The sequence below is a fragment of the Amycolatopsis aidingensis genome, assembly GCF_018885265.1.
GTDB lineage: Bacteria > Actinomycetota > Actinomycetes > Mycobacteriales > Pseudonocardiaceae > Amycolatopsis > Amycolatopsis aidingensis.
Genome location: NZ_CP076538.1, coordinates 7,190,220 through 7,205,879, shown reverse-complemented (window position 1 = coordinate 7,205,879; position 15,660 = coordinate 7,190,220). Strand labels below are relative to the sequence as shown.

The following is a 15,660-nucleotide window of genomic DNA, read 5'->3' as shown; positions in this document are numbered from 1 at the left end:
TTTTGTCCTTCATGGAAGGTGCGGTGCTCCATGTCTACAACGTTCTCTGGTATGCGACAGGGCTGGGTCGGAAACTACCTGCGTGACCCCGGTACCGCCGCCCACGATCTGCTGGTCGCCCTGCGCGAGTGGGCACTCGCATGGGGCCCAATCCTCACCCCGCTGCTGACACTCGCGGCGGCGGGGTGGATCACCGGGCGCCGGTGGTGGCGGATCCGCTGCCAGAACGCTCTCCAGCGGGACGCGCGATGCGTGACCGTGCTCGCCCCACCCACCGCGGATCCGGCCGGCGGGACCGCGGTCTGGTCCAACCTCGTCGGGCTGCTGCGCCCCGCCTGGAAACGCCTCGCCTGGGGGCAGCCGCACATCGCGTTGGAGTACGTATTCGGCGAGCATGGCGTCACCATCCAGCTGTGGGTGCCCGGCATCATCCCGCCGCGGCTGGTGGAGCGGGCCGTCGAAGCAGCCTGGCCTGGTGCACACACCCGCACCACCCCCGCCACACCGCCCCTGCCCGAACTGGCAGCCGGACGGCGGCGGATCACAGTCGGCGGGCAGCTGCGCCTGCAGCGCTCCGAGGCACTGCCAATCCGCACAGCCTTCGACGCCGACCCTATCCGCGGCCTACTGGGCGCTCCGGTCGGGCTCGGCCGCCACGAGCACGCATGCGTACAGGTGCTGGCCCGTCCAGTCGCGGGACGACGCGTCGCCCAGGCTCGCCGAGCGGCCCGCCGGGTCCACACCGGCTCGTCGGCCCGCCTGAGCGGCCGGATTCTCGACCTGCTCACCCCGGGCGGGCATGCCTCCCGCAGCGGACACACCACCGACGCTCGACGTATCAGCCAGGACCCGCAGACCTCGCTGGAGTACTCCGCGCAGAACAAGGCCATCGTGACCAAACAGCGCGGCCCCCAGTACGAGACCGCGGTACGGTACGCGGTCTCCACTCAACTGTCCGAGGACGCTCCCGACGGCGAGGCGCGGCAGGCGCGCGACGTCGCCCGCGGGCGGGCGCACGCCCTCGCCTCGGCGTTCGCCCCGTTCACCGACCACAACCGCTACCACCGCCGCCGTCTACGCCACCCCGCACGCGAGTTAGCCCGTCGCCGACTCGGCCGCGGCGACCTGCTGTCAGTGCCCGAACTGGCCGCGATCGCACACCTGCCCACCGACGCCGACATCCCCGGCGTCGAACGCGCCGGCGCCAAGGCCGTCTCCCCACCACCGGGGGTCGCCACCCCCGGCCCGGAGGCCAAACCGCTCGGCGTAGCCGACACCGGCCACGCCCGCCCCATCGGACTACGCGTGGCCGATGCCCGGCACCACCTGCACGTCCTCGGCGCCACCGGATCGGGGAAATCCACGCTGCTGGGCAACATGATCCTCGACGACGCCGACCACGGCCGCGGGATCGTGCTCATCGACCCCAAGGGCGACCTGGTCACCGACATTCTCAACCGGCTCCCCAAGCCTGCGGCGCAGCGGGTGGTGCTCTTCGACGCCGACTCCCTGCACCGGCCACCTTGCCTGAATCCATTGGAAGGCGGGGAAACCGACCGGGAGGTCGACAACCTCGTGTCGGTCTTCCGCCGTGTCTACTCCGCATTCTGGGGCCCCCGTACCGACGACCTGATGCGCGCCGCATGCCTGACGCTGCGGGCGCAGGAAGGCGTGCCGACGCTGGCGGACCTACCCAAGCTGCTGGCTAGCGAGGCATTTCGGACGCGAGTCACGGCGGGGTTGACCGATCCCGTGCTGACCGGGTTCTGGGAGTGGTACGACGAACTCACCGACTCCAGCCGTTCCCAGGTGATCTCCCCGCTCATGAACAAACTACGGGCCTTCCTGCTGCGCCCGTTCGTGAAGGAAGCCATCGCGGGTGGTAACTCCACAGTGGACATGACGCGGGTGCTGGATGAGGGCGGCATCTGCCTCGTGCGCATCCCCAAAGGCTCGCTCGGAGAAGAGACCACACGCCTGGTCGGATCGCTAGTGGTAGCACGGACGTGGCAGGCCACCACCGCCCGAGCCCGCGTGCCGCAGCGACGACGGCCGGACGCGTCTCTGGTGGTGGACGAGTGCCACAACTTCCTGAACCTCCCATACCCGCTGGAAGACATGCTCGCCGAAGCGCGGGGCTTCCGGGTCTCTATGACCCTGGCCCACCAGCATCTCGGCCAGCTGCCACGTGAGCTGAAAGAGGGCATCTCCACCAACGCCCGGTCCAAAATCTTCTTCAACGCTTCCCCGGAAGACGCGCGGGAGCTATCCCGACACACCGCACCCAGGTTGAGCGACCACGACCTCGCTCACCTCGGCGTCTACCACGTCGCCACCCGCCTCGTCGTCCACGGGGAAGAGGCCGAGCCGTTCACCATGACCACCACCCCGCTACCCGATCCAACCCCCGGCCGGGCGCGAGAGATCCGGGCAGTCATTCGTCGCCAACGCCGCACCACCACATCCGGCGCTGGCGGCGAATGCGTGGCACCCGTGCCGCCGCGCGGCAGCAAACACAACGCGGCCACCACACCGGCGTCGACTCCGGCCTCGCTCACACGACGCAGACCCGAGCCTCGGCCCCGCAAGACCGACCCACGCCGGACCCGCCCCTGACCGCGCAAACCGCGCCCACCCGCGGTTTCCCGCAGCACCTATCCACAGCCCTGTGAATAGAGGCCTACCTTGATAACCACCACCACTCAGCAGCACGCCCTGCGCCAACCACTACCTGGCCGCACCACGGCACGGGCGGCGAACTCGGTCGACCACCAAGCCGCCCTCGCCACCCGCCTCACCCACCGCGACCGGTGGATCCTGGCACTCCTGTTCGAACACCGCGTGCTCACCAGCCAGCAACTGCAGGACGCCGCGTTCCCCTCCGGCCGCTCAGCCCGCCAACGCTTGCGGGATCTCTACCTGTGGCGGGCAGTGTCCCGCTTCCAACCTTTCCAGCAGGTCGGACGCGCACCGATGCACTACATCCTCGGCCCCGCCGGCGCCGGCGTTCTCGCCGCCGAGTACGGACTCGACGTCAAGCACCTCGGCTACCGGCACGACCGAGCCATGAGCATCGCGCACAACCAACGCCTGGCGCACACCATCGGCGTTGGCGACTTCTTCACCTCGCTGATCGCCCGCGCTCGCCACCAACCAGCGGATTCCACCCGCGAGCCCTCCGAGGCACTGACTACGTGGTGGTCCGAAGCCCGATGTGCACGGCACTTCGGAGATGTGGTCATCCCCGACGCCTACGGCCGCTGGCGCGCCGCCAGCAGCGAGCTCGAGTTCTTCCTCGAGTACGACACCGGCACCGAGAGCCTGACCAAGGTGGCCCGCAAGCTGACCGCCTACGCCCAGCTCGCCGAAGCCACCGGAATCGCCACCCCCGTGCTGATCTGGATGCCCACCACCCGCCGCGAGGCCGGGGCCCGCGCCGCACTCGCCCGCATCCACGCCGCACTCGACCACCCCAACACCGTGCCGGCCATCCGCCCTCGGCTCGACCAAAAACGACCCAGCCACAACGTGAACTGCTCAATCCACAGCCGATGGCCGCTCATCAGCGCTGATCGGCCCCGAGGACACTGGTCCGAACTTCGCGAGCGCCTCCACCACTACGCCGACCGTCTCACAAACCTTATCGACAGCACGAGCGGCACTGCCCCTGCCTCGCCAACTAACGTGCCTCGTTTCGCCAACTAGCCTGCTTCGTCACATCGGACTATCCACACGAGACGGCGATCTTGTTTGGATTACCGCTTGACGTGGAGGGGGTAACGAAGCGTCCATAGTTATGTAGCCCGAACCACCGGATGCGCACCGGCGGGCCACGCCCCGGCCGGGGCATGACACCAAGCCCCTTCTCATGAACGGAGATGCGTCATGTCTCGCAAGACCAAGAAGTCCCACACCACCAAGCTGGCCCCGGTCGACCGTAGCCTGCGTGTGGTCACCGACACCGACGGCCTGGCCAGCGGGAAACCGAACTCTGATGACAGGGTCTTTGCAGCGCTGCGGAATAACCCGGGGGCGACAACCGCTGCCGTGGCCATTGCCGCGGGAGTAGGGCGTTCCACGGCCGCGAAGATTTTGGCCCGATGGGACGCCGAGGGCACTGTCACCCGGACGCCGGGCGCAGACCACCGGTCCCCGGACACCTGGACTGTCCCCTCCCTGGACGCCGATTGCACCGACGACGACCCGGCCACGATCAACGTGTCGGAGGCCGCCGCTTCCCCCTCGGTTGGGCCCGAAACGCCCCACGACGCAGCGCGCACCGACACGGAGCGGGATACCGGGTCCACGTCTTCCGAGACACTCACGGAATCGAGCGCGGCGCAGGACCAGCCCGACGGGGTCCCGGGCAGCACTACCTACGCTGCCGCGGACACCGGGGCCGACGGGCCGCCCACCGCATCGTCGGCCGACGTCACGCCCCCCGCGACGGGTCCAATGGCGAAGGAGCGGCTGGCCAAGGGTGCACTGCGCGGAATGGTGGAGGATTACCTCGCGGAGCACCCAGACGACAGTTTCGGCCCGACGAAGATCGGCAAGGATCTGAACAAATCGGGCGGTGCCGTGAACAACGCGCTGGAGAAGCTCGTGGCGGAGGGTTACGCGATCAAAACCTGTGAGGCTCCGAAACGATTCCAGTACAAGCGGCAGACCGCGGACGCCCAGTAGTTCTCGCTGTGTTGGGCCCGGTGACGCGTCCTCTGCGCGTGGCCGGGCCCGCGCACATGTACAGCTCACGACAGCGACCTGCCCAAACGACGGCACTTGCCACCGGGCAGGGTGCCCCGCCCGGTGGTGACGCGCTGATCGCCCACTCGTGCCGCCCCGCTACACCCGGCACCGGGACAGGGTCGGACGCGGGTGGTCGTAGCTGTCTATAAGTCTGCTACCGGGAGGCAGGTGGCCGGGTCGTGGTCGGCCTCGCCGACGGCATTGTCTCTGGCCGCCTGTGTCGAGCCGGATGACGCGGACGCCGAGCCCTAGCGGGTGGACACGGTCAGGTCGGCCATATCGGGCTCGGTGGACCGCGGAGCGTGCGGTTGACACGGCCGAGGACGTAGGCCAGCACGATGACTGGGTGACCCGGTATGCCGTGTTCACTTCCTCGTGCTGCGGTGCCCGCACGTGGGTCGACGTGGCGCTGCTGGTCTACCACTGGCTGGTTCCTGAACGCCCGTTGGTGATGCGCTGCGGCCGCCGCTACGACCACCGCAAACTACCCGGACGCGTGGGATGCGACTGGCCCGGGACGATCACCATCGTCCCGGACGACGACGGCACCACCCGGAGCCATCACCTGGACCGCGTGACCCTATCCACCCCCTGCTCCGGCGGCCGGGGCACGGGGCGTCGTCCTACCTGACAGCTCCCGACGGTGACGAGCTGGGATGCCGGAACCCGTGACCACGGCGGGCTTTTCGGCTACGTGGTGACGAGTTCGTGCAGCAGGGCGCGGGTTTCGGGGTCGGTGGAGTACAGGATGGTGCCCGCTCGTCCCCGGTGAGCAGCACGCGGTAGGTGCGGCGCACCCACCGGTCGAAGTCGGCCGCTGCCGTGCGGGTGAGGGCGTTGTCGCGGGTGGCGGCTGTGTCGGTGACCCACCGATCGCCCCGCCAGAGCAGGTCGGGGCTGAGGATGACGCCGCCGTGGTCGTACTCGAAGCCTTGCGCGGTGTAGATGCAGCCGACTTGGTCGGCACCGGCAGGCTCGATCGCCCACAGGGGGAGGGCGGCAGCCCGTTGACCGCGCGGTTGCCTTTCACACTCCACGGGCGGCGCCAGTCGCCGATCACGATGTCGTCGACCAACGGATGTCCGGGAATCGCGTCGCTCCACGGCCAGCAGTACCCGGTCGTTATCCGCGCGCTTGCCCCAGCTCGGTCTTCGCGCGCAGCATCTGCTCCAGCTCGCGGGGCTGTCGGCCACCTGCAGCTCGAACCCCTCCTCCACGTTCCACGGGGCCGGAGGGACCGGACCGGCATCGAGGCCGAGCAGGCGCCGGACCCAGGCGTCATAGCGCGGGCTGCGGCTGCGGTGCTGGCTGTCTAGCTGCACGGTCCGCACTGTGGCACCGCACGTGTGCGCGGCCGTCTCGATGTAGTCGCGGGTTCCGATTTGCCCGGGGCGGACCGCCTGGTCCTCGTCGAGCAGGAACACCACGACGCGGGCGGCGTTGAGCAGCTCCGCGGTTTGGGAGCGATCGCTGGGTGCGCGGCACGCAGGGCGTCGCCGAGCAGAGTCAGCGCGAGGGCGCTCTTGCCCGATCCCGCGCCCCCGGTGACCACCAGGGCCGCATGGCCGCCTGCTTCGGCGGCGAGGAGTTGGCGGGCGTGGCCGAGGGCGGCCTGCTGGTCCTCGGACAGCGCGAACACGTCGGCGTGGGTCAGCGAGCGGGCTGCGACGTCGAACAGCGAGTGCGCCGCGGAGTGCGATGGTGATCCGGCGGTCGGCATGGTGAGTACGTTCCTCCTCGCTGCAGGACCACGGAGGTCGCGGCCCAGGGTCTCAGGACTCGGTGGTGATCGTGCCCGGACGTTCGCCCCGGGCGAGCAGCGCCGGGCGGAGTGGTCGGTGACCAGGCCATGAGCTGCGGTAGCTCGAGCCAGGCGGTGTCGCTTATAGCGCTCGCCGACCACGATGCCCGAAGGGTGCTCGCGCAGCGCCAGCGCGGTGCCCGGGACTGTTCCCGCGACGCGCGCCGTGGTGGTCAGGGCGCAGGCGGATGTGGCGTCATACCCGTCCTGCACTGGCAGGTCGGCCAGCGCGGTCCAGCCGTGGCTCGTGGTGAGGCGTTCGGTGACCGCGCTGGACCCTGCCACCGAGTGCGGTTCCCGAATCCGCCGGACGTGCAGGGTGTCGGGGCCGTGGTGGTGGGTGCGCTCACGCTGGATGCCCCGACCGGGCTCGGTGCCCACCCTCCGGCGCCGTCGCGGTTGGGTGCACGTCACCCTCGGATGTCACGGGGACCGTCTGGAAGGTCCACTCGTCGCCGTCGATGCGGTAGTTCCCGTCCGTGTCGGGTTCGATGCGCCAGGGCAGGTAGCCGTCCAGGGCCCGTAGGTGCTGGTGGACGTGGACCAGGGTGTCGCGGTCGAAGTACACCTGCGGGTGGTCGTCGGGGAACCTGTCGTGGTTGCTGGTGCAGGTTGCGGCCACGGCCTCGGCGATCTCCGGCCGGAACACCGGGACCCACGGCGCTGCGGGCCGAGTGTCGATCCGGGCGGGGAATCCGCTCACGGGCAGGTTGCCGGGGTCGCAGGTGACCAGGGTTTCGCCCGGGCGCGGGTAGTGGCGGGTGGCGTCACGCAGCACTTCCAACTGGCGGTAGAAGCGGGCGCGGGTGCGGGTCGGGGCGGACAGGAACCAACAGCCGATCTCGCCGAGCGGGTAGCGGCCGTCCTCGCCGAGGGCGATCTCGTGGCGCTGGTGGGCGGCCTCCCCGGTGAAGACCACCAGCAGGTCGTCTTCGAAGCGGGCCAGCGGATACCAGTCCGGGTCGAGGGGGTAAACCAGGTTCAGCCACTCACACAGGGCCTCGGCGACGTCGCGGCGCAGCCGGGGCCGCACCCACAGCCCATGGTTGCGGCGGGATTCGACGACGGCGGGAAAGCTGACCTGGTGCGGCTGGGCGAGGGCGGCGGGCACGAATTCGATCCAGTTCTCGCCGGCGGCGAGGTCGGTGCCCGCGGGCGAGGCCGTGGCGGTGGTGAGCGTGCTCATCGTGTTTCTCCTTCAGCGGTCGTGTCGTGGTTGGCCGGGCGGGGCCAGGGACGCGTGGTGGGATCGATCCCAGGTGGCCGTGGTGAGCAGGCGGTTGAGGTCGGGCAGGCCGAGCCCGAGTATCCAGCCGAACTCCGCGCATTCGGCTTCCCCGGGCCACCGACCGCTCCACACGTCGTGGGGCAGCGGCACGACTCGGCGGGGCCGATCCCGACGTGGCGGTTCGGGCAGGCCGGGCTGCAGCGGTGTGGCGTCGGTGTCGGTGGGGCGTGTGGTCATACCGACCTCACGGCCTGGTCGTGGTGGTCATGGAGGAACTCGGTCCACTGGTGGGTCTCGTAGCTGACGTAGGTGTTGTGCAGCCGCACGTCGCCTGCGAGGAGTTGGCGGTGCGCGAGCACCAGTCCGGCTCCGGCGGTGATGGCCTCGGCGAGGCGCAGGTGCAGGCCCGCCCAGTCCAGGCAGCGTTCGTACTCGACGACGACCTCGGCCGGGATGCGCGTGCGACCGTTGCCCGGGTGCAGGGCGCGGGCGTGGGCGAACAGTTCCTCGGCGGTGGCGCAGTGTTCGGCGGCGCTGCGGCGCTCCGCCTTGCCGTCCTTGTTGGCGGCGGTCGGTTCGTGTGGTGTGGTGCTCGTTGGCATGGAGTCCTCCGTGGTTGTCGTGCGGGGTCAGTAGGCGGTCAGCACCGCGTGGGCGTGGCGGTCGGCCAGCACGGGGTGAGTGGTGTGGCGTTCGTCCTCGGCGATGAGCACGCGCACGCCGAAGCGGGGGCGGGCCGCCGTCGGGGTCGGTCCACCCGCAGAGGGCGGGCAGCACCGAGAGGGCGGGCGCGGTCGCGTCGGCGGCGGGGTCGCCGTCGTGGTAGCCGAACACCTCGAGTTCCAGGTACCACCGTCGGTTCGTTGGCGGTGATGGCGTAGCGCAGATGCGGCGGGATTTGCGCACGTAGCTCGACGAGCTCGGCGGGTGCGCCCGGTCCCGGTGGCAGGGTGAGATCGGCCAGGATGTGTAGTCCGAGTTGGTGCAGGTCCGGGTGGCACGTATTCGCCCGCGCGCACCGACCACCGATCCCCGCGCAGTGCGGTCCACGCCGTGCTCGCGTCGAAGGCGTGGGTGTAGTCGGTGCCGTGGCGACCTCGGCGGCGCGCAGGAAGACGTCCACGAGTTCGGCGAATTCGTCCGCGGTGCGGGCGCGATCGATCTCGTCGAGGCCGTTGCAGGCGCAGGTGCCGAGGTGGATCGACCCGAGCCACTCGGCGTCCGGTCCGCGCCCGAGGTAGAAGTCGTGCGTTGTCGCGAGGCTCATCGGGCGTCACCGCCGAAGGTGGGTATAGTGGTGGGTTTCGGGCGCATCAGCGGCATCGGCACCGAGGGCGGTGCGGCCGGATCGCGAAGCCACGCGTAGATGTTTGTCTGGGCCGAGCGGGTCGTCGCCCTCGGGGAACTGCGGGTCGTGGGGATCGATGCGGTGCCAGGTGACCCCGCCGCCCACGGTGACGAACACCGCGCGCGGTGCCGGGTCGAACACAATGATCCAGCTGCTGTCGTGGCTGGTGTACCACGGCCATGGCCAGCCGAGTTCGCGGCGATACGCCTGGCCGAGGCGTTCGTCTTCCCACACGCCGAGGGTGTCGGCGACCGCCGGGCGGAAGGTGCTCTCGTCGGTCGCGGCCAGCGCCAGCCGCGATGGTGGGACGGTGAGGAAGTTCTCGGGGCAGCACTCCCCGCGTAGGGAGCCGAGCCAGTTGGCGTTCTCGCCACGTCCGAAGTAGAAGTCGGTGTAGCTCGACATGGGTTGTCAGTCCTTACCGTGGTGGCGCGTACGAGTCCCGAGTCAGCGGGTCCGGGACGCAGGCGTAGGGGTCGGGTGGTGGGTACGGCTGCGGGAAGCGGTGGTGATCGGCGGCCTGGTCGCGTTCGGTGGCGCGGCCGAGGATGTAGGCCAGCACGATGACCGGGGTCCACGGTCCCGGTAGCAGCATGGCCAGCACGGCCCACATGAGTCGGTTTTTCCTGTCGTGCATGGGTTGTCCACCCCTTTCCACGGTGCGGCGACGGGGCAGGTGGTCAGGTGAAGGTGGGAATATCGCCTAGCGTGCCGACGACCTCAGCCACGACGGCGGCACGTCCATCACGGCGAACACGGCGTAGCCGCCGAGTTCGGTGTTGGCGGTGGCCGCGACCCGGCTGTGCAACATGGCCTCGCAGCGGCCGACCTGCCACCTCTCGAACGGCACTCCGGACGAGGTGAGCAGGCTCCACGCCGTCGGGCAGTACAGGCGCATCACCTCGGGCCACACGTGGTCGGGCACGTCGGTCTGCCCACAATGCAGGGCCGCGACCACCGCGCCGGTTGACGCGAGACCGGTGAGCACGTAGCCCCAGTTCGGGTCGAACTGCTCGACCGGTCGGCTCCGCTTCAGTCGTTCGGTCAGTGCGGGCAGGATCGCGCCCGCGTCGGGCTCAGCGTGGCGGTACAGGTCGGGGGGAATGGGTATGAAGGTGGTCATCACACACCGTCCTTCTCGGCTGAATGTCATGACAGGCGACGTGACGTCTCCTGTCCTGGGAGCGGGGTGGGGTTGCGGTGTCAGGGCTGGTAGCTCGGGCACCCGTGCGCGTGCTGGTGGTCGGGCTCGTACTCGTGCGGGGTGGGGACGGGGTGCCCGGTGGCCAGGGAGTCGAGGAAGCGACCGAGCGCGGCGAGTTCGGAGGCGTCAGCGCGCGGCACCTCGCCACCGCACTGCGGGCACGGCGCGAGCACGCGGAGATCGTCCACGGTGCCGCCGAAGGAGGTGAACCGGTACTCGTTGCCGTCGTCCGCGATCGCGACACGGAACCACCGCCATCCCCCGTGTTCCCGGTCGGGGTCGTCGGTGACCGTGACCGTGTGGAGCGCCACCCCGAACGCGACAGTGATGTCATGGGCAAGCGCGCGGCGGATGAGGGCGCGGTGGTCGTCGCAGGGGCGGGTGTCGAACGCGGGATCCTGGCGGCGGGCACGGTCCAGCGCATTGGCGACGCGCGCGGCCAAGGTTTCTGGTGTGTGCGTGATGGTCATGATCGTTCACCTCGTCACGGGGCAGCGGGCGGATGGGATTAGTCGAGGAGGATGCTTGCGGCGCGGTTGAGGAGGACTTCGGCGATCTCGCCGAGTTCGGTGGCGCAATGGACCCCTCCCCGGTTGGGCATGGTGGTGGCATCGATCCACTCCTCGGGGTCGTAGGTGGCGAGGTGGGTCCACGTCCTGTCGGTGGCGAGAACCTCGGCCACGGCACCCGATTGGAACGGATAGAAGTCGCGTTCGACGCGTGCCCGTATGCGGTATCCGCCGATGCGGGCGATGCGGGTGTAGGTGTAGCGGTGCTGGTTGCAGGTGGCGCTTTCGTCGAGTTCGACTATGCGCTCGCGCGGCGCTGCGGCAGCGGGGTCGTTCATCACGGACACGTCCTTCGGTTGTGGTGGTTGCGATGGCCGGTGGGTTGGTTTCCTCGGGGTCGGGTGGTGCCCCGCCCCGAGGCGGTGGTGGTTCAGCGGGTGGCGCGCAGGGCGGCGGTGGTGGCGTGCCCGATTTCGCGGGCGGTGGTGGTCGGATCGGCGAGCCGGTGCGCGGTGTCCCCTCGCACTAGGTCCGTGTCCAGCCACGGCCTGCGCGGTGTCAGCCACAACACGGCACACCCGGTGGCGCGCAACCGTTCGAGGTGTTTCTGCGCGTTGCGGCGGTAAACAGGGTCGACGATGTCGGTGTCGGTCACGATGACCAGCAGCCGCGCGGCGTCGGTGCGGGACAGGTTCAGGGCACCGTCGAGGGCGCTGATCGCGCGGTCCAGGGCTTCCACACCATCGCTGGCGGCGAATTCCGTGACCTCGCGTGGCGCGGTGCCGGGGTGCGTGATCGGGCGGACGGTGTGGCCGAAGATCACGGTGGCGGTGGTGGCCGGAACCTGGGTGTGGTGGGCGGCGTGGCCGAGAATCCAGGCGGCCGAGGCCACCGGTCCGGCGAAGGCACCCATCGAACCGGACACGTCACACGCGATGCCCAGCCGTAGCGGCGGGGTGGGCACCATTTTCCGGGTGGTACGGGTGAACGGTTCAGCGGTGGGGATCACGCCCGCCGCACGTTGCGCGTCGGCCGCCATCGCTCCGCGCATCCGCAACCGCCCGGGAGGTGTGGCCGAGGTCGTTTTGGTGGCGGTGCGATCCCGGACTCCCGCGGTGTCCAACGCACGGGCGAGGTCCCGCGCGGCGGTGCGTTCGGCGTCGGTAGGCGGGCGCGTGCCTGCCGTGCGGGTCCCACCCGAACGACCACCACCCGATGAGAACACGGTGCGCGCGTCGCGGTCGGCGGCCTCGCGGGCAGCGACCTCGGTGGCCTCGGCTTCCATCCGTTCGGTCACGGGGTCGGTGGGTGCGGGCTCACTGCCCACTTCGGCGGCGATCGCGCCCGCCGCTCGGGCGACCACCTCGGCCAGCGGTGACGGGGTGCCGTCGCCCGGTTCACCGTCGCGCGGGTCTTCGGGGTCGGTGCCGATCACCTCGCACCAGCGGCGTCCGAGTTCGATCATGGTCTCGGCGTCGTCGTCGGCGGTGCGGTGCGCCGCACGCCAGATATCGCGCAGGGTGGCCAGGCTGTCGGTGCCGAGGATGTCCCGCACCATGCGGGCGACGGGGGCGGTTTCGCGGGTGTTGAGTACCCCGCCGTCCACCCGTGCCAGAAGGAGCGCGGCAGCGGTTGCCGCGCTACGGGCGGACATGGTGAGCGCGGTGGCGGGGTCTTTCGTGTCGGTGTCGGCGAGGATCAGGTTGATGGCGCTGGCACGCAGCCAGTACCGGTCCCCCGGGCGGCGTCGGAGCTGTGCCGCTTCGATGCGGGACTCTTCCAGCAGCTCTGCCGCTGCCGCTGCCCCGCGCGGCGCGTCGGCGGGTGCGCGCCACACCGTATGGGCGGCGTGCGCGCACTCGTGGGTCAGCAGACCCCACGCGGTGCGGTAGCGCTTGCGGTCCCCGATGCGGTGCGGGGCGACCGTGGCGGGGTCGACCCCCTCGTCCACGTGGCACCCATCGACCTCGATGGCTGCCAGGTCGGGGAAAAAGCACGCGGGGGCACCGTGTCCCGCCCCGGGGGCGACGGTGACCACGAGGTCGTCACGGTCGGCGATCGCGGGGACCTCGTCGCCGAACGCGGCGGACAGGGCCAGCCATCCGGGGGTGGTGGGGAATACGGCTGTCGGTGTGGCGGTGGGTACGGCTACGTGGGTGGTCATCGTAGTGTGTCCTTTCGGGATGATCGCGGGCGGTGGTGGTAGGTCCCTTTAGAATTGGGCTCCCAGTGATAGCGGCGCGATGTCGGGGCCGAACACGTTGCGCACTGTTTCGGCGACGATCTCGCGGTCCTCGTCCGGGGCGATGCCGATCAGGTTTCCGGCGGCGGTGGTGATGCCGAGCGCATCGCTGATCCTGTGGAACGCGATCAGTTCACGCAGCTGGGGCGCCCACCCGATCTCGCCCTTTGCCTGCCGTTTGGCCAGGTTCCGCGCAGCGCGTACCGCTCTGGGCTCGATTTTGAGCCGGGTGGCGAGGTCGTAGTCGGTGGACACGTGAATCTGCGCGGCGAACCGCGACGACAGCGCGTCGGTGAGGACCGCCCCGTGTACCCCGGGGTTGTGTCCTGCCACGACGTAGAACCCGGGCGCGGCGTCGACCACTTCCCCCTTGTGCGCCTTGATCGTGATCTGGCGGCGTCCGTCCATCGCGGGGTACACCACCGCGAGGACGGTCGGCGGTATCAGAGTGGCGTCATCGATGAACAGCGCACGCCCTTCCCGCATCGCGATCACCAAAGGCCCATAGGCGAATTCATAGCGCCCGTCCGGTGTTTGCGTGTACGACCCCACGAAATCGTCGACAATGGTGTCGCTGTCGCCCTGTACGGTGACGATGTCGTCGAACGCGGCCTCCACCACCGCCGTCTTACCGGTACCGGGTGGGCCGTACATGAGCGCGGACACCCCGGCCTCACGCAATCGCCGTAGCGCGGTTACGTCCGACAACCCGGACAGCTTGCGCGGGTGGTACATCTGCCCGTTCGGGCGGCGGACCGGTCCGGTAACCAGCGCGGGCGCGGCGGGTGGCGGGGTGGGTGCCGATGGCGCGGCGGTGGTGGTGTGCGGGGCGACGGCGGCGGTTTTCGGGGCGTCGGCAGTGTTGTCGGTCGCGCGGTAGGTGACCGGGTTCGTGCCGACCTTGGTGGCTTCCCCGCGCGCTTCCAACGTGGCTAGCGCGTTCCCGACCGCCCCGGACGAGTGCCCGAGCGTGCGGGCGATCGCGCCCGGAGTCAGTGTGGCGGTCGGGTCGTGGGCGAGCTGTTCGGCCACCATGCGCCGCAGTTCGCCGTTGCGCAGTCGGGTTGCCGCGCCCGGGGCGGCGGGCGTGGTGCCCGTGGCCGGAGTCGTGGCTGGCGTGGTCATCGTGTTCGGTCCTTTTGGTGACGATTGGATGACGCGCGGGATTTCGCTGACGTGACGGCTAGTCGTCGGACCACACGGCCGCGCCCGTGGTGGTCAGCCATTCCACCGCGTGGTACTCGCCCATGACGGGAAACTGGGCACCGTAGGCGTCCACCACCCGCCACTGATCACCGCGCACGGCGTCGGCGGGGTAATAGGTTCCGGCAAGTTTTCCGTCGGGGCGGGTGACCACGCCGTACAACAGCCGTTGCGCGTCGGCGGGATCGACCACCACACCGGTGACCGTGCACCCGTTTTCGGTGAAGCGGCGCACCACGATTTCCGGCAGTGGCGCGGGGGCGGCGTCGGGATCGGAAACGTACACGGTACGCGGGTCGTTGGCGTTGTGGTTCACGGTGTGCCCCTTTCGGTGTGGCATGTGCGCGGGTTACGGGGTCAGTGGGTGGCAGTGAATTCGGCTTCGGCGGCGTCGGCGTCCCGCTGGTGGGCTTCGGCGGCAGCGTCGGCGGCGTCGGGGGTGGTTGGTTCGTCGTTCCACCCGCAGTAGCAAAACGCGGTGGCGGTGCCGTCGTCGTTGGTGGCGGTGTCGGCGTAGCACATAACGATCCCCATTCGTGAATTGCTGGTTTCCGGCTTCCCGGGTAATGATTTCGCACCCGGGGCGGGTGGTTCGTTTGCGGTTTCCGGCTTTCCTGGTGACACAACAAACGTAACTCGACACCGGGCGCCGCGCAATAGTTTCCGGGGTCGATTTCGGGGGATTTTCGGCCGCCCTTCGACGTGAGCGACGCGCATTTCCCGGACGTGTTTGTGCAGGCCAGGCGATTCCGGGTCGACCCGGAACGGGTGTGCTGGCCACGAGCAAGACCGCGGATAAATACGGATATTTTTAAGAACCGGAAAAGGGAAATGAGGGGTGGATGAGGTGAGTGGAATGCGGTGGTGAGCACTGGGGGCACGATGACGAACTTGCGTGACACCGCCGCTGTGCCCGATGTGATGACCCGCTTGGTGTCAAGCGTGTCTGGGACACCATTGGATCCCCTGTCAGATGCCCTACGCTGCGGAAACGTCGAGCAAAGGGGGATCCGACTTAGGCGGATACCGAAAGACGATGTGTATCGGCCGGGGCATTGGACCCACAGCTGGCAGACACGCTCCGCGAACCCAGCCGCAGGGATGGTCGCTACGGGTACTTCGTCGGGCAGTGGCCGGTACGTGTGAGGCTTCCGCGTGGCTCGGTGTTCGCTGCTTCGTGCTGGGGCGGTCCGTGGCGTGAGCGACGACCTGCGTGCCGGTGTCGCTCCTTTTCTTTGCCGCGGGTCAGTTTCCCTCGTGGTGTCCTTACCCGACTTTTCCGTTGCGCCGTGGAAAGAAGGACACTCATGATGCGTCGGCGCGGGAACGTGACAGGTTTCGAGGTGGTGCGGGCGCACGGGGATACGTTTCTTTTG

18 protein-coding genes are annotated in these 15,660 nt (G+C 69.5%); 4 read left to right on the top strand and 14 right to left on the bottom strand.

Annotation, left to right across the window (positions count from 1 at the left end; genetic code table 11):
• The first annotated feature begins 30 nt into the window (after positions 1-30).
• The 4 genes from KOI47_RS33100 to KOI47_RS33085 all read left to right on the top strand — a co-directional run bounded on the left by KOI47_RS33100 (position 31) and on the right by KOI47_RS33085 (position 5,380).
• Positions 31-2,616, top strand: coding sequence for a helicase HerA domain-containing protein (locus KOI47_RS33100; RefSeq protein ID WP_216211125.1), 2,586 nt, complete (start codon positions 31-33; stop codon positions 2,614-2,616).
• Between the two features lie 69 nt (positions 2,617-2,685).
• Positions 2,686-3,705 (top strand): replication-relaxation family protein, encoded by a 1,020-nt coding sequence (locus KOI47_RS33095; RefSeq protein ID WP_216211122.1) that lies wholly within the window; start codon positions 2,686-2,688, stop codon positions 3,703-3,705.
• A 180-nt stretch (positions 3,706-3,885) separates the two neighbouring features.
• Complete coding sequence (locus tag KOI47_RS33090) at positions 3,886-4,686, top strand: hypothetical protein (protein WP_216211120.1); 801 nt, start codon at positions 3,886-3,888, stop codon at positions 4,684-4,686.
• A gap of 409 nt (positions 4,687-5,095) precedes the next feature.
• Positions 5,096-5,380: a hypothetical protein gene (locus KOI47_RS33085; RefSeq protein WP_216211118.1), complete on the top strand. Its 285-nt coding sequence runs from the start codon at positions 5,096-5,098 to the stop codon at positions 5,378-5,380.
• Here KOI47_RS33085 and KOI47_RS36580 read toward each other — a convergent pair.
• From KOI47_RS36580 to KOI47_RS33020, 14 genes are all read right to left on the bottom strand, one after another.
• Positions 5,373-6,173, bottom strand: a complete 801-nt coding sequence (locus tag KOI47_RS36580) for a DNA/RNA helicase domain-containing protein (RefSeq protein WP_408629966.1) — start codon at positions 6,171-6,173, stop codon at positions 5,373-5,375. The two genes, KOI47_RS33085 and KOI47_RS36580, sit on opposite strands and share 8 nt — an antisense overlap.
• Positions 6,062-6,931, bottom strand: a complete 870-nt coding sequence (locus KOI47_RS36055) for a hypothetical protein (RefSeq protein WP_232376417.1) — start codon at positions 6,929-6,931, stop codon at positions 6,062-6,064. The genes KOI47_RS36580 and KOI47_RS36055 overlap by 112 nt, the downstream gene beginning before the upstream one ends.
• A complete protein-coding gene (locus tag KOI47_RS33075; RefSeq protein ID WP_216211114.1) occupies positions 6,897-7,736 on the bottom strand; it encodes a hypothetical protein in 840 nt (279 codons plus the stop codon). Before KOI47_RS33075 ends, KOI47_RS36055 begins: the two co-directional genes overlap by 35 nt.
• 12 nt (positions 7,737-7,748) lie before the next feature.
• Positions 7,749-8,015, bottom strand: a complete 267-nt coding sequence (locus KOI47_RS33070) for a hypothetical protein (RefSeq protein ID WP_216211110.1) — start codon at positions 8,013-8,015, stop codon at positions 7,749-7,751.
• Positions 8,012-8,380 (bottom strand): hypothetical protein, encoded by a 369-nt coding sequence (locus KOI47_RS33065; protein WP_216211108.1) that lies wholly within the window; start codon positions 8,378-8,380, stop codon positions 8,012-8,014. The genes KOI47_RS33070 and KOI47_RS33065 overlap by 4 nt, the downstream gene beginning before the upstream one ends.
• Before the next feature lie 671 nt (positions 8,381-9,051).
• Complete coding sequence (locus tag KOI47_RS33060; RefSeq protein WP_232376416.1) at positions 9,052-9,531, bottom strand: hypothetical protein; 480 nt, start codon at positions 9,529-9,531, stop codon at positions 9,052-9,054.
• 13 nt (positions 9,532-9,544) lie between these two features.
• Positions 9,545-9,763 carry a hypothetical protein gene (locus tag KOI47_RS33055; protein ID WP_216211104.1) on the bottom strand — a complete coding sequence of 73 codons (219 nt, stop codon included), beginning with the start codon at positions 9,761-9,763 and terminating at the stop codon, positions 9,545-9,547.
• Between the two features lie 66 nt (positions 9,764-9,829).
• On the bottom strand, positions 9,830-10,252 hold the full coding sequence (locus KOI47_RS33050) for a hypothetical protein (protein WP_216211099.1): 423 nt from the start codon (positions 10,250-10,252) through the stop codon (positions 9,830-9,832).
• Between the two features lie 77 nt (positions 10,253-10,329).
• Positions 10,330-10,800: a hypothetical protein gene (locus KOI47_RS33045; RefSeq protein ID WP_216211097.1), complete on the bottom strand. Its 471-nt coding sequence runs from the start codon at positions 10,798-10,800 to the stop codon at positions 10,330-10,332.
• A gap of 38 nt (positions 10,801-10,838) precedes the next feature.
• Positions 10,839-11,180, bottom strand: a complete 342-nt coding sequence (locus tag KOI47_RS33040) for a hypothetical protein (RefSeq protein WP_216211095.1) — start codon at positions 11,178-11,180, stop codon at positions 10,839-10,841.
• 89 nt (positions 11,181-11,269) lie between these two features.
• Positions 11,270-13,003: a VWA domain-containing protein gene (locus tag KOI47_RS33035; RefSeq protein ID WP_216211092.1), complete on the bottom strand. Its 1,734-nt coding sequence runs from the start codon at positions 13,001-13,003 to the stop codon at positions 11,270-11,272.
• Positions 13,004-13,051: 48 nt separating this feature from the next.
• The gene (locus KOI47_RS33030; RefSeq protein WP_216211089.1) at positions 13,052-14,206 is read right to left on the bottom strand and encodes an AAA family ATPase; all 1,155 of its coding nucleotides are present in this window, start codon (positions 14,204-14,206) and stop codon (positions 13,052-13,054) included.
• Between the two features lie 58 nt (positions 14,207-14,264).
• Positions 14,265-14,624 carry a hypothetical protein gene (locus tag KOI47_RS33025; RefSeq protein WP_232376415.1) on the bottom strand — a complete coding sequence of 120 codons (360 nt, stop codon included), beginning with the start codon at positions 14,622-14,624 and terminating at the stop codon, positions 14,265-14,267.
• A 17-nt stretch (positions 14,625-14,641) separates the two neighbouring features.
• Positions 14,642-14,806, bottom strand: coding sequence for a hypothetical protein (locus tag KOI47_RS33020; protein WP_216211087.1), 165 nt, complete (start codon positions 14,804-14,806; stop codon positions 14,642-14,644).
• Positions 14,807-15,660 lie beyond the last annotated feature (854 nt).

Bases quoted from the DNA above. Each gene is read 5' to 3' on its own strand.
- KOI47_RS33100 (WP_216211125.1), top strand. From the start codon at position 31: ATGTCTACAACGTTCTCTGGTATGCGACAGGGCTGGGTCGGAAACTAC.
- KOI47_RS33090 (WP_216211120.1), top strand. From the start codon at position 3,886: ATGTCTCGCAAGACCAAGAAGTCCCACACCACCAAGCTGGCCCCGGTC.
- KOI47_RS33075 (WP_216211114.1), bottom strand. From the start codon at position 7,736: ATGAGCACGCTCACCACCGCCACGGCCTCGCCCGCGGGCACCGACCTC.
- KOI47_RS33070 (WP_216211110.1), bottom strand. From the start codon at position 8,015: ATGACCACACGCCCCACCGACACCGACGCCACACCGCTGCAGCCCGGC.
- KOI47_RS33065 (WP_216211108.1), bottom strand. From the start codon at position 8,380: ATGCCAACGAGCACCACACCACACGAACCGACCGCCGCCAACAAGGAC.
- KOI47_RS33060 (WP_232376416.1), bottom strand. From the start codon at position 9,531: ATGTCGAGCTACACCGACTTCTACTTCGGACGTGGCGAGAACGCCAAC.
- KOI47_RS33055 (WP_216211104.1), bottom strand. From the start codon at position 9,763: ATGCACGACAGGAAAAACCGACTCATGTGGGCCGTGCTGGCCATGCTG.
- KOI47_RS33045 (WP_216211097.1), bottom strand. From the start codon at position 10,800: ATGACCATCACGCACACACCAGAAACCTTGGCCGCGCGCGTCGCCAAT.
- KOI47_RS33035 (WP_216211092.1), bottom strand. From the start codon at position 13,003: ATGACCACCCACGTAGCCGTACCCACCGCCACACCGACAGCCGTATTC.
- KOI47_RS33030 (WP_216211089.1), bottom strand. From the start codon at position 14,206: ATGACCACGCCAGCCACGACTCCGGCCACGGGCACCACGCCCGCCGCC.
- KOI47_RS33025 (WP_232376415.1), bottom strand. From the start codon at position 14,624: ATGCCACACCGAAAGGGGCACACCGTGAACCACAACGCCAACGACCCG.
- KOI47_RS33020 (WP_216211087.1), bottom strand. From the start codon at position 14,806: ATGTGCTACGCCGACACCGCCACCAACGACGACGGCACCGCCACCGCG.